Below are 13,410 nucleotides of genomic sequence, written 5' to 3'. Positions count from 1 at the left end.
ACCTTTTTCTCGTTAATGAAGTTGTCAATTACACAACAAGAAATAGGAATGAATATGGAGGCGATGGGTATGGAAAAACTCAATCAGATTGTAAGCGCAGTTGATTCATTTGTGTGGGGACCGGTGATGCTGGTGCTTCTCGTAGGAACCGGTATCTTTCTGACGATACGGACGCGATTCCTGCCGTGGAGGAATCTCGGATATGCGATCAAGAGCACACTTAGTAAAGAAGCAAGAACAAAGAACAGAGGAACCGGTGATGTATCCCCATTCTCGGCACTGACGACAGCACTTGCCGCAACGATCGGAACCGGAAATATCGTAGGTGTGGCGACAGCAATGGTATCCGGTGGTCCGGGTGCTCTGGTCTGGATGTGGATCTCGGCGTTGTTCGGAATCACATCGAAATTCTCAGAATGTATGCTGGCAATCAAATACCGTGAGGTAAATGCCAAAGGAGAGATCTCAGGTGGACCGATGTATACGATGAAGAAAGCATTGAAACACAAAAGATTCGGAAGTGTGCTCGGTTGGCTGTTTGCATTCTTTGCGGTTGTTGCATCCTTTGGTATCGGAAATATGACACAGGCGAACTCGATCGCATCTTCCATGAATGAGACCTTTCACATCAATCCGATCATCATCGGTGTGATTCTTACGATCCTTGCCTTAATGATCATTATCGGTGGTATCAAATCCATATCAAAGATCTCCGCGATCGTTGTTCCGTTTATGGCAATATTCTATGTGCTTGCAGGACTTATAGTAATTATCGGAAATATATCGAATGTGCCGGAAGGCCTGCGTGAGATCTTCACAATGGCATTTTCCATGAAATCCGTATCCGGCGGTGTGCTTGGTACCGTAGTTGCATCTATGACAAATGCAATGCGGTTCGGTGTTGCCCGTGGTTGTTTCTCAAATGAAGCAGGTATGGGATCAGCAGCGATCACCGCAGCAGCAGCTACAACAGATAACCCGGTTCGTCAGGGATATATCAACATGACAGGAACCTTCTGGGATACGATTGTTGTATGTACGATCACCGGTCTGGTAATCGCAAGCTCCGGTGTGATCGGTAAAACATCGACAACGACGGAAGGTTCATATGTGATCACTTCTGAAGCCGAAGATACACTGGCTCTGACACATGAAGAAAAGGGTAAGATGGTGACGATAGAATATACCGTTACATACCAAGATGGAACATTGACTTTGTCCGGTGGAGCAGAGGATATCGTTCTGACACCATATGCAGACGCTTCCGATAGTGAAGCATTTGCAAAACTTCAGCATCAGCCGGATAGTCTGGAAGCAGTTTATGAGAATGGCGCGATCACAGGTGCATGGACCTCTGGCTGCAATGCTTATATTTTTGATGAAGATGGTACATATTATTATGAAGAAGCCTATACAGGATCGGCGCTGACGATCAAAGCATTTGAGACAGTTCTGGGTAAGGCGGGAGCATGGCTGGTAACGATAGGTATTGCATTATTTGCATTCTCGACAATTCTTGGTTGGGAGTATCATGGAGAGAAAGCCTTTGAATACCTGTTCCATTCCCACAAATACAACATGATCTATCGTATCATATTCTCCCTTGTAGTATACATCGGTGCGACGACTTCGCTGGATCTGGCATGGAACTTCTCGGATATCGCAAATGCACTGATGGCGATTCCAAACCTGATCTGCCTGCTTCTGTTAAGCAAAGAGATTGCAACCGATATGCAGGAATTCCAGAAAGTACTCGCAGAAGAAAAAGCAGCAAAGAAGCGTGCGTAAATAGTCGACCTGCCGGTAAGTTTTTGGAACAAAAATGAAAGATAAAAGATACATTATTAAGATGAAGCAAAACCTGTTTATGTATTGATATATAAAGCAAAAATGGGAAATAGCATTACTATTATGTAGCAAGCCTTTTTCACCGCCGGTTCTTAGTGAGTCGCCACAGGCGAGGAGCTTAGCACCGTTGCGTTGAAATAGAGTGCAAACGACTTGCGAAATAATATGTAATGTATTTTCCATTTTGATTCAAAAACCTACAGACAGGTTTTGCGTCATAATAATGATGTATCTTTCATTTTTTAGTAGCAAAATGACAGTTTATGAGTATAATTATAGTAAACGCGCAGACGGAATAATGAGAGAAAGATGCCGGAATGTGAAGCACAGCCGGATATGAGAGCGCATGAAGATGCGAGACTTACTGATGAAGTACAGGGATCTGTCTGCTTTATTATAATGGATTCAAAAATGAGTTCAGGGGAAAGCTGCCGGAGAAACTCCGGCGGCATACCCGGATACATAGAAAGTCGATATCGGCTTTGGATAAAAAAGAAAACATGTGGGTAAGAACACAATGAGTACGACAGAAGAAAAACACAACTATACTTACATAGTCCGGTGTAAGGACGGAACGTATTACACCGGATGGACGAATAATCTGGAAAAGCGGATGAAAGCACATAATGAAGGACGAGGGGGCGCCAAGTATACCAGAAGCCGGCGTCCTGTTGTCCTTGTTTATTATGAGGAATCAGAGACGCCGGAGGAAGCGATGAGCAGAGAGTGGCACATCAAGCAGATGAGCCGGAGCCGGAAAGAAGAATTAATCAGAAATTTTCAATCAGATAGTATACAGAAGCCATGAAAATAGTATAAAATATAAGAATTGAGAAAATAAAAGTCGAACACCAGGAGGTTATAGATGGGAAGACAATTATGGAAGCCGGGAAATATGTTGTACCCGGTACCGGCAGTTATGGTAACATGTAAGCGGGAAGGTGGACAACCGAATATCATCACGATCGCATGGGCAGGAACGATTTGCAGTTCTCCGGCGATGGTTTCAATATCTGTTAGACCGGAACGCTATTCTTATGATATTATAAAAGCCAGTGGAGAATTTGTGATCAATCTGGTGACTGAGAAGCTGACATTTGCGACCGATTATTGTGGCGTAAAGAGTGGACGGGATATAGACAAATTCAAAGCAACAGGACTTCATACCTGTCCGGGACTTACAGTTGCCACACCGGGTATCGCGGAGAGCCCGGTCAATATCGAATGTAAGGTAAAAGAAGTGATCCCACTTGGAAGTCATCATATGTTCCTGGCAGAGGTGACCGGCGTACAGGTGGATGAAGTATACATGAATGAAAATGGCAAATTTGAGCTTAACCAGCTTGGACTGGTGGCTTATTCCCATGGAGAATATTTTAAACTTGGAAAGAAACTGGGAAAATTCGGATATTCAGTGAGGAAGAAATAAGAAACATGAAGATAGAATTACAGGCATATGGTAAAGTAAATCTGGGGCTGGACGTGCTCAGAAGAAGACCGGACGGTTATCATGAAGTAAAGATGATCATGCAGACAGTAAAGTTACATGACACATTGACATTTGAGACAGTGGATGAGGATGTGATCGTTCTCAGCACAAATGCGGACGAGCTTCCGGTAAATGAAGATAATCTGGTATATAAAGCATGTCGGATGTTGAAACAGGAATATCAGATCACGCGTGGAATCCGAGTATTTCTTCAGAAAGAGCTTCCGGTTGCAGCCGGAATGGCTGGCGGAAGTGCTGATGCGGCAGCAGCGCTGATCGGAATGAATAAGATCTTTGATCTTCAGATTCCGAAACATAAGCTGATGGAATATGGAGTGAAGCTTGGTGCGGATGTTCCATACTGTATCATGAAAGGAACTGCATTATCAGAAGGAATCGGCGAGAAGCTGACGGCACTTGCACCGATGCCGGACTGCTATATCCTACTTGCAAAACCGCCGATCGCGGTATCGACGAAGATGGTATATGAGAACCTGCATGCAAATGAATTAGAAAAACATCCGGATATAGACGGCATGGTGATGGCACTGGAAGAACAGAGTTTACAGGGCATCACGGAACGTATGGAGAATGTGCTAGAGACAGTAACTGAGGTACGGTATCCGGTTATTGCAGAGATCAAAGCTTGCATGAAAGAATGTGGTGCAATGAATTCACTTATGAGTGGAAGCGGTCCGACTGTATTTGGTATATTTACAGAGAAGGAAAAAGCGGAGAAAGCGGCAGATGCGATCCGCAGCCGGAAGCTGGCAAAGCAGGTATTTGTCACACAGCCATATAATGTGTAAGATCAGGCAGGACAGAGGGAGTTGTTCTGCAGAAGAAATAGAGAGAAATGGGGTAACTTATGGAGTTGAAGTTAAATATGGATGAGTATCTTCCGCTTCGGGAGGTTGTATTTGAAGCGTTGCGGGATGCCATCGTACATGGAGAATTTGAACCGGGCGAACGGTTATTAGAAGTGGCACTCGCAAAACGTCTGGGTGTCAGCCGGACTCCGGTGCGTGAAGCAATCCGGATGCTGGAATTAGAGGGCTTAGTCGTGATGGTTCCAAGGAAAGGTGCAGAGGTTGCCCGTATCACGGAGAAGGATCTCCGGGATGCATTGGAGATCCGTCTGAGTCTGGAAGAACTGGCAGTCGAACTTGCCTGCAAGCGGATTGATGAAGACGGCAGACTCAGATTAAGAGAAGCCTGTGAGAATTTCCGTGAGGCAGTCCGTTCCGGTCGTGTGCCGGATATCGTAGATACAGATGTTGCCTTTCATGAGACAATCTGTGAATTAAGCAACAATCCAAGACTTGTGAGTCTTACCAAGAACTTCGGAGAGCAGGTGTACCGATACCGTGTGGAATATGTGCGGGATACCGGATATCATGGCAAGCTGCTTCGTGAGCATGACGAGATCACGGAGGCGATATTGCATGGAGATGTAGAGAAAGCAAAAGCAGTTATGCATCAGCATATTTACGATCAGGAACAGATCGTGATTCAGAATATCAAACAGAAACAGGATACTATATAAGACTGAGTGGTCAAAAACAGGGAGTGGACAGTAAGAAATTTACCGTTCACTCCCTGTTTTTGACCACTCGGTTCATTTTGCAGTTTTTTCAGGAACAATCTGTTATAGTAGAGGTGTTCTGAATACATCAAGCGTGTAAAATAAATTGACAAATACATATGTATGCCATATACTTGGTATTACTAGGTATAAAATAATAGGAAGAGAAATTATGGCAAATCAAAGTATAAATCAGTTTAAAAAAGGCATACTTCCCATGCTTATCCTGCAGATCATAGCAGATGAAAAGGATTATGGTTATAACATTGTCAATCGTTTTAATGCACGATGTGTTGCCGGAATGGATATCAAAGAAGGAACACTGTATCCGATCCTGCACAGATTAGAAGAAGATGGTGCGATCGTTAGTGAATGGGTGATGGCATCCGAGAATGGAAAACCAAAGAAATTCTATAAGATTACAGAAGAAGGGAAGCTTCTATTGGAAGAACAGTGGAGTTGCTGGGCGCAGATAGAAGGAATGGTACGAGGCTTTGAGAAAAAACATATATCTGATTAAAATATTTATTTTACTGCATGCACCATTTGGACAGCGGATGCAGTTTGTAAAAGAGATAAGACGATCTATAGATGATAAATTGGACTCGGGCATGACGATCGATGAAGTGTTTGAGGAGCTTGGTGAAGCTTCCGCACTGACAGAAGAGTATAACGATATCGGTATGCGGCAGCAGACAAAGGAGTATGTATGGATGATGCTCTGGATCCTGGTTGGAATCTGTCTTGGTGTTCTGTTGGTGATTGACGGATATACATTATATACCGGATATCATGAGATCAATCAGTATATAGCACCGACAGGATATGAGTGGATTGATTTTAGACCAAAGGCAGGGGGAACGTGGGGCAAAGTGATTGTGGAAAGCATAGGTTTTTGTATTTGCATGGGAAATGTGATCTATCATTATAAAAGACGAAGAAAAGCAAAGAAAAAAGATAATGAGCTATAAATAAAAAGGGGAACAAAAGAAATGAAAAAGAAGAAATATCTTATGAAGATATTCATGCATCTGCATGCACCATTAAAGGAACGGATACAGATGGTAAAGGATCTGGGACGATCATTAGATGATAAACTGGCAGAAGGAGAAACCATAGAGGAAGCAATCGCAGAACTAGGAGAAGCCTCAGACATTATTCAGGAATATGAAGATCTCGGAATGAGAAAGCGAACGAAAGAATGGGCGCTTGCTGTGATCTGGATATTGATCGGAATCGTGGTGGGATATCTGTTGTTTACGGAATGTAGGATACTGTATAGGGGATACAATTATATATATGTTAGTCCGGGACCTGGAATGCTAGTATATACGGAATATGACCTTAACATAAAGACAGCAATAATAAAAATAGTATTCGAGTCAATGTGTGTTATTGTATGTATAGGAAATGTTATCTGGCATTTTATAAAACAAAAAAGAAAAAAGGAGATGTAAGAAAATGAAGAAAGTAGTGCGAAAGATAATAAGTATGGCATTAGCATGTATGTTAATATTGGAACTTCCAATGTTCGTCCATGCGAAAACAACGGAATCTATAGTAGTGGAAAAAGAAACAGAAAATACAATGGAGCTGATAGGACAGGAAGTTGTACATATAAAATATGATGGAACAGTAGTTTATGAATCGGATAACCAAGAAGAAATTAAAATAATGCCTCAATCAATAGCGAACGATAAGATTACATGCAGCTTTGCATATTATTATTTAGGCAAAAATTCTAAGAAACAACCACAATATCAGGTAGTAATGTCTATATCATCAAGTGTGACATTGAAATCAAGTGTATTAAGTACGCAGGCAGAAGGAATATCAACTTGGCATAATAATGCTGCAACACATTCCGGTAAGACAGGGAAAAATACTAGAACTTTTGTGTATACAAGCAGTAATCCACCGTCAAATCCGTATTGTAATGTGAAAGCAACAATTAAGACAATAAATAGTACACATAATCTTTCTGTAAGAAAGATTACAAATCCAATAAGTAAATAGAAAAATGGAATCGATATACCTTGATCATTATATAAAGATGGTCAATGGATATAGATGTAAGGGCACTGGCTGACGATAGCTCATGTGCTTTACAAAAAGGGAGACTCTGGCACAATTTTGCGAAGAGAACCAGAGCCTCACAGCTATATATACTTATGAAAAAGTACATGAGATAAATATACCGCTTTTTCATATGTATGTAAATACAAAACAAAGGAGGGTAGCATTGCATAAGTAGAAATGTAAATATGCATGTTTGAAGGTATAGGAAAACATACAAAGGAGATTTTTAAATGAGCAAAATGGTAAAGATAATGAAAAATAAATTAATGATTGCAGCTATGGTGGCAGTAATGGTATTTGGAACGGCAATGGTTCCGGTGCATGCTGCTGCTGTAGAGACAAATTATTATGGGGGAGGTGCAACTTATACATATTATATTCGAAAATCGGGAAGTTCCGCTGAATTGGGGTATATGCGTATAACAAGGACAAAGTCGGCAATAAAAAATACATTTACAGCGTCAAATCCATGTGACAAAGTTACATTGTGGATTAGGGAAAGTTCAACGGCATCAAGTGTTGACGATAGTATTGATGATTTAGTACAGGGAAATACATTCTCAGTAAGTAAGAATGGAAGAAATTATACAGCAGCATACGGTAAAGGACGAGTAGAGTATTAATTTATATTGCTGAATAATTTAACAATGATGACATCATAGGAAATTTGCTATAACAGAGCATTTTCCTATGATTTTTAGGATGAAAGCGGGGTTATTAGATGAATAAAACGATGCGCATTATTTGTATTATTTTATGCGTTGGTTTGATTATGGGATTAGGATATGTTGTCATACGAAAAATAAAAAAATATCCAGATGAAGTGGAATATTCTTCATTAAGAGCTTTTGCGGATGATGGTATGTATTATATAAAAAGAAATGTTCTTTATTTTTTGGATTCAAAGACGGGAAAATCGGTAGTGGTTTGCAATAAAGCTAATTGCAAGCATAATACAGAAAACTGTAATGCGTATATATTTGGACTGGGATCTAGTATGCTTTATTATGAAGATAAACTATATATAAGTGAATTTGATTCTGAGGTAACAATTAATGATGAGGATGATGCTGTATATAAAGGGGCTGTACAGATTCGTGAAGTAGAAAAGGATGGAAGTAAAGTGAGTATTCTGTATTCGGCAGATGAAGGCGCTGTTTTTGATATGGAAATGATAGATGGAATATTATATTTTACTACATGGAAATATCATGATGGATTTAAATTGAATCAATATCAGCTTGATTGCACGTTGTATTCATATGATCTGAGATGGAGGCGGTTACGAGTATTGTTAAGTTATGAAGGAGATGCAGAACATGACAATTCAACACTTCATATATTAAATAATAAAAACAAAGAAAAAATTTATCTGACATATGGTTATAAAGATAGCCAGAGAAACAGGCACACTATACTGCTTACATATAATATAGAAACCCATAAAGATGAAATTGTTGCAGATAATTTAAATACAGAATATGGGAAATCCTTTAATATAATCAGTACTGCAAGTGGCATTTATATAGAAACGAAGGAATTGGATAATGGTGTAGAATGGACTGTGATATATTCGTGTGATGCAGACTTGCAGAATCAGAAAGAAATTTTTCGGATTGTAGATGGAGATATTTATTGTATGGACCGATACTTGTATGCAATTAATACAGATTACAATAAGTTTTTTTATCAATGTGATACAGGAACTGTTTATCTGGCAAATACCTGTTTTACAGAAGAAGGAACTTATATATCCGATATTTATGGCTTGGATGAATCAAGTGACAAGATATATATAGATGGACATGATTATACTGGTATGAAGCCAGGAGATGTAATCACATCGGATCAGAGTGAACAGACGGTGACAGGATGGACAGAATTCCGGGATACATATTTTACAAAACTGGAGAATGCAGATCAGAATACTGTGGAAGCATTTGACTGGGTGAAATGGCCGGAAGAGTGATAAAGGGGATGAGGATATGGAATTAAAACTGGAGCATATCTCGAAAGAATATAAGAATACAACGGCGCTTGATGATTTTTCCATGACATTCTCAGAGGAAATTTATGGATTGTTGGGGCCCAATGGTGCAGGAAAAAGTACCTTGATGAAGTTGATTACAAGAAATATCAAACCGACAGCAGGAGAAATTTATCTGGATGGAACAGATATTCATACCCTGAAACGGGAATATCAGCGGCTGATCGGTTATATGCCACAGCAGCAGGCGATCTATCCGTTTTATACCGGACGGATGTTCCTTGCATATATGGGATTGTTGAAAGGAGTAGAGAAAAAAGTACTGAATGATGAGATCGAGAAATACGCATCAAAGGTAAATCTTCTTGATGTACTGGATCGAAAGGTCGGAACATATTCCGGCGGTATGAAGCAGAGACTGCTGATCGCGCAGGCATTTCTTGGGGATTCAAAGATCATTATTTTTGATGAGCCAACAGCAGGACTGGATCCGAAGGAGAGGATCCATGTACGGAATCTGATTCATGATAATTCTGCAGGGAAGATTATTTTGATTGCTACTCATGTTGTTCAGGATATTGAGGATATAGCAAGTCAGATCATGCTGCTGAAAAAAGGTGTGTTGATCGAGATGGCAGCACCAGAGATCCTGACCGGAAGAATCACGGATAAAGAGAATCCGGATCTGGAAGATGTATATTTAAGTATATTTGGAGAGTAGCTTTTTGCAGGTTGGTCATTTCCGGATAGAGAAAGTGGCTGCCTGTGGAAATGGAGGACGATATGAGTAGATCAAAACAAATGGAAAAAGCTGCTACCATCAGTCATTCCGGACGAAGAGGTGGATTTTTTCGATTTTTTATAAATGAAATACGGGCTATTTTATATAACCGGAAATTAATATTATGTTTTTTGTTGTTTTTAGTTATGAATGTGGGCCTGTTGATCGTAGCCTTTGCTACTGATGAGGTGGATAGTACACAGTATGCAAGGCTTCGGACAGATCCGGATTCCATTATGGATATGTATATGGAAGATCCGGAATCAGAGACATATAAACAGTTGTTTGATGAATATATGGCAAGCACAACGTATGACGAATATCTGCAGAAGGTTATAGAAGATGCAGAGATGAATCAGTCGATTTCCATATTTCAGACAAAGTTCTCGATCAGTAATCTGGAACGGACAAAGAGGGATTTTGAAAGACTTGTGGGAACAGAAGCATCCTTTGTTGGCGGATATGGAATCTGTAAGGCATTGAATTTTACCGGAAGTTATGTTCTGATATTTTTCCTGCTGGTTGTTCTGGTGCTGGAACTGGTGCTGCGGGATAAGAAGAATGGTCTGGCAAATCTGTATAAGACAACGTGGAATGGAGACAGTCGTTTATTGTTGTCTAAGTATGCGGCAGCATTTGTCTATATGGCATTATTTGTGGCGGGAGTATTCTTAAGTAATATTTTGATTGCCGAATGGAAGTTTGGAGCTGTAGATCTGTCAGCACCGGTACAGAGCCTGATGGATTATATTGGATATGGCTTTTCCTGCAGGATCAGTACATTTGTTGTTCTTGTCTGTTTGGTAAAGATTCTGATCTTTGCAGTGATCCTTGCAGCATTATTTACATTTGCAGTTGTTTCTTCAAATGAAGTTATGTTGTGTGTATGGTCGGCGGTTGCCATGTTTGTAGAATTGCTGTTTTCCGTATTGGGAGAGAAACTGAATCTGACATTTTTATATCGATTCTCTATTTTTTCAATGCTGGATACAACCAGATTTTTTCAATATGAGAATTATAATCTGATATCTCATGCAGAGCCTGCAATCTATCTGGACTGTATTATCTGTGCAGTGTTGTTGGCAGGATTTCTTATCATATCGTCGGTAATCTATCTGGAGGGAAGCAGTGATTATCGGGAGAGTCGTATACGATTACGAAAAAAAGGTACAAAATCCCGCAGGATATTTTCCTCAGTATGGAGACTGGAAGGCTATAAGTTATGGTTGGGATATAAGATGATATTTGTTATTTTTCTGTTGGTTGGATTTCAGGTGTACATTTATCAGAACAAATCTGTACGGTGGAGTGCAAATGAATATGCATACCAATATTATATCAGTCAGATTGAAGGTGTGGTTACACAGGAAAAGCTGGATTATATAGCCTCAGAGGAAGAATGGTACGAAAAACTTCACGAAGAAGAAGATCGGGTTGACCGGGACTACGCTGCAGGGAAGATAACTGAAAAAGAGTATAATGATAAATGGGATGAGATGAATAAGCAGCTTGCAAATGAGGAGAGTTTCTTTCGCTGTCTGGAATATGTGGATTATATTAAGCAGCAATGTGGAATCACGTCACAGGTTTCGGAAGCCGATCCTGCTGTACTGGAACGGATAGGATTTGTCTATGCCAGAGGCTGGAATATCCTTGCCGGAAGCAAAGACTATAAGGATGACGTGATGAATGCAGCGAAGGTAATCGTTGTACTGATGCTTACAACTGCATTTCTGTATCTGGAGGATTACAGATATAAGATCAATGGCATTATTGATATTACAGAGAATTACAGGAAACTTCATGTGATCAAGGCATTTCGGATGCTGCTTATTATTCTTGTTGTATACATGATCGTTTATCTGCCTGAACTTATGTGGGTGAAAAGAGAAATTGGGCTGGCAGGAGGAAAATATCTGGCACAGTCTCTTCCGTGTCTGGAACAGGTTGGCATATCAACCAGTATTACCGGATATTTCCTGCTGGTATCTGGAATTCGGTTGATCACGATTCTGGTACTGACTGTACTCTATGTTCTAGTTGGAAAGCTGATCAGGAGCACAAATGGTGCGATATTCTGTGCGGCAGCCGTTGCGCTTTTGCCATTGCTGCTGTACCTGTCAGGATTTACTGCAGCAAAGTATTATCCGTTGGTTCAGCTATTATCAGGCAATATGCTGCTTAGATAAATGAATATTTAAAGAGATCCCACTGTGACAGATGATAGATGTCCCCTTTTTATTGGACAATCAGTGAAAGAGGTGCATATCATCTGTTATAGTGGGATTTTTGTATGCTGTTACCAGCTCTTTCGTATCTCGTCAAATAGCCGCATGATATATAAAGTATGTTCATGTGGCATTTCCAGACATTCAGTCAGACCTTTTTCAAGTGCTCTCTTACAGGCGAGCACTTCATATTCGTAGCCGCTGATCTGGGCAGGACAGTTGATCGTCTGAACCAGTCGGCGGTCATTTTCATATATACGGAATGCCTCGTAATTATTGATATTGTCAACCTCGATGTAACCTTTTGTTCCGTAGATCACGCCGCGGCGGTCGGTGGCTGATTCCATAGTTGTGAACAGACCAGCGATCGCACCGTCCGGGTATGTCAGGTTGATAAATTCTGTTTTGTCTACGCCTGTTTCGTGTGGAGTCATCGTTGTGTGGATTGTTGATACGTTGTCGCCAAGCACCCAGGTCGCAAAGTTTAAGGTATATGGTGCAAGATCTAAGAGAGCACCTCCGGCAAGCTCCGGGCGAATCAGACGTTCTACCTGCATCAGGGAATAACCAAGATTTGCGGTCAGCCCTGTTATTTTTCCGATAACGTCGGAATCTATAATTTCTTTTAAAGTAAATGACATTGGCATATAGCGAACCCACATCGCTTCCGCCAGTAATATATTTTTCTCTTTTGCAAGCCGGATCATATCTTCGGCTTCTTTTGTATTTACGGCAAATGCTTTCTCACACAGAACAGCCCGGTTATAATTCAGACACAGCATCGTATGCTCTTTATGGTGGGAGTGTGGAGTTGCAACGTAGACAAGATCGATCCCGTCATCGGCAACCATTTCTTCATAAGAGCCATACCATTTGGATGCATGATAAGTATCTGCAAACTGTCTGGCTTTTTCTTCCGTTCTGCTTGCTACAGCATAGAGTTCCACATCTTCCATCTGGTTGACGGTTTCCGCCATTTTGCGGGCGATACCGCCTGCACCGAGGATGGCAAGGCGTAGTTTCCTGTTTTCTAATCTGGCGTGTGGGGTTGCCGTAGCATTTCTGTTGTCTGATTTATAAATTGGATCTGTTGTATGTTTTTTGTTGTCGGATATATTATCTGATTTTATCATTTTTTTGTTTCCTTTCTGGGTGGTTTGTGAAGCCATGGTATTTCTATATTTCCGGTTAAGATTCTATATGGCGCTGATGAAACGGAAGCTATTTGAATGTTGTCGGGTTTCGTCATGTGTGAGCAATTCTATGATTTTATGTAATTACTATAGAAGCTTTTGGGGATTTGTGCAAGCGCATCCCATCGTAATGATCATTATATCGTACTCGTTCAATGCATTCGAAAAATCGACCCTTGCAAGCAAGCGATTTTTCATCATTATATCATGTGCTTCGCAC

Annotated in this window: 14 protein-coding genes; 13 read left to right on the top strand and 1 reads right to left on the bottom strand. The window is 40.6% G+C overall.

Features of this window, described 5'->3' with window-relative positions; genetic code table 11:
* The first annotated feature begins 69 nt into the window (after positions 1-69).
* From DWY07_RS05200 to DWY07_RS05135, 13 genes are all read left to right on the top strand, one after another.
* On the top strand, positions 70-1,788 hold the full coding sequence (locus tag DWY07_RS05200; RefSeq protein ID WP_117822407.1) for a sodium:alanine symporter family protein: 1,719 nt from the start codon (positions 70-72) through the stop codon (positions 1,786-1,788).
* A 577-nt stretch (positions 1,789-2,365) separates the two neighbouring features.
* Positions 2,366-2,656, top strand: coding sequence for a GIY-YIG nuclease family protein (locus DWY07_RS05190; RefSeq protein WP_117784524.1), 291 nt, complete (start codon positions 2,366-2,368; stop codon positions 2,654-2,656).
* Positions 2,657-2,713: 57 nt separating this feature from the next.
* A complete protein-coding gene (locus tag DWY07_RS05185; protein ID WP_117808016.1) occupies positions 2,714-3,277 on the top strand; it encodes a flavin reductase family protein in 564 nt (187 codons plus the stop codon).
* A gap of 5 nt (positions 3,278-3,282) precedes the next feature.
* Positions 3,283-4,146 (top strand): 4-(cytidine 5'-diphospho)-2-C-methyl-D-erythritol kinase, encoded by an 864-nt coding sequence (ispE, locus tag DWY07_RS05180; RefSeq protein WP_021944190.1) that lies wholly within the window; start codon positions 3,283-3,285, stop codon positions 4,144-4,146.
* A 59-nt stretch (positions 4,147-4,205) separates the two neighbouring features.
* Entirely contained in the window at positions 4,206-4,883 is a 678-nt protein-coding gene (locus tag DWY07_RS05175; protein ID WP_117808017.1) for a GntR family transcriptional regulator, read from the top strand.
* Between the two features lie 211 nt (positions 4,884-5,094).
* Entirely contained in the window at positions 5,095-5,442 is a 348-nt protein-coding gene (locus tag DWY07_RS05170) for a PadR family transcriptional regulator (RefSeq protein WP_021944192.1), read from the top strand.
* A complete protein-coding gene (locus DWY07_RS05165; RefSeq protein WP_117822406.1) occupies positions 5,417-5,893 on the top strand; it encodes a hypothetical protein in 477 nt (158 codons plus the stop codon). The genes DWY07_RS05170 and DWY07_RS05165 overlap by 26 nt, the downstream gene beginning before the upstream one ends.
* Before the next feature lie 21 nt (positions 5,894-5,914).
* Positions 5,915-6,379 (top strand): hypothetical protein, encoded by a 465-nt coding sequence (locus tag DWY07_RS05160; protein WP_117822405.1) that lies wholly within the window; start codon positions 5,915-5,917, stop codon positions 6,377-6,379.
* 4 nt (positions 6,380-6,383) lie between these two features.
* A complete protein-coding gene (locus tag DWY07_RS05155; protein ID WP_117822404.1) occupies positions 6,384-6,938 on the top strand; it encodes a hypothetical protein in 555 nt (184 codons plus the stop codon).
* 293 nt (positions 6,939-7,231) lie between these two features.
* Complete coding sequence (locus DWY07_RS05150) at positions 7,232-7,624, top strand: hypothetical protein (protein WP_117822403.1); 393 nt, start codon at positions 7,232-7,234, stop codon at positions 7,622-7,624.
* A 98-nt stretch (positions 7,625-7,722) separates the two neighbouring features.
* Positions 7,723-8,970, top strand: a complete 1,248-nt coding sequence (locus DWY07_RS05145; RefSeq protein WP_117784518.1) for a hypothetical protein — start codon at positions 7,723-7,725, stop codon at positions 8,968-8,970.
* A gap of 16 nt (positions 8,971-8,986) precedes the next feature.
* Positions 8,987-9,709 carry an ATP-binding cassette domain-containing protein gene (locus tag DWY07_RS05140; RefSeq protein ID WP_021944196.1) on the top strand — a complete coding sequence of 241 codons (723 nt, stop codon included), beginning with the start codon at positions 8,987-8,989 and terminating at the stop codon, positions 9,707-9,709.
* Between the two features lie 62 nt (positions 9,710-9,771).
* On the top strand, positions 9,772-11,958 hold the full coding sequence (locus DWY07_RS05135; RefSeq protein ID WP_147340243.1) for a hypothetical protein: 2,187 nt from the start codon (positions 9,772-9,774) through the stop codon (positions 11,956-11,958).
* A gap of 110 nt (positions 11,959-12,068) precedes the next feature.
* On the opposite strand, the gene DWY07_RS05130 is transcribed toward DWY07_RS05135, so the two are convergent.
* On the bottom strand, positions 12,069-13,130 hold the full coding sequence (locus DWY07_RS05130; RefSeq protein WP_117822401.1) for a Gfo/Idh/MocA family oxidoreductase: 1,062 nt from the start codon (positions 13,128-13,130) through the stop codon (positions 12,069-12,071).
* Positions 13,131-13,410 lie beyond the last annotated feature (280 nt).

Source organism: Clostridium sp. AF23-6LB (genome assembly GCF_003461085.1).
Taxonomy (GTDB): Bacteria; Bacillota; Clostridia; order Lachnospirales; family Lachnospiraceae; genus Coprococcus; species Coprococcus ammoniilyticus.
Note: the sequence above shows the minus strand (reverse complement) of the source record. Positions and strands in the feature narration are given on the sequence as shown.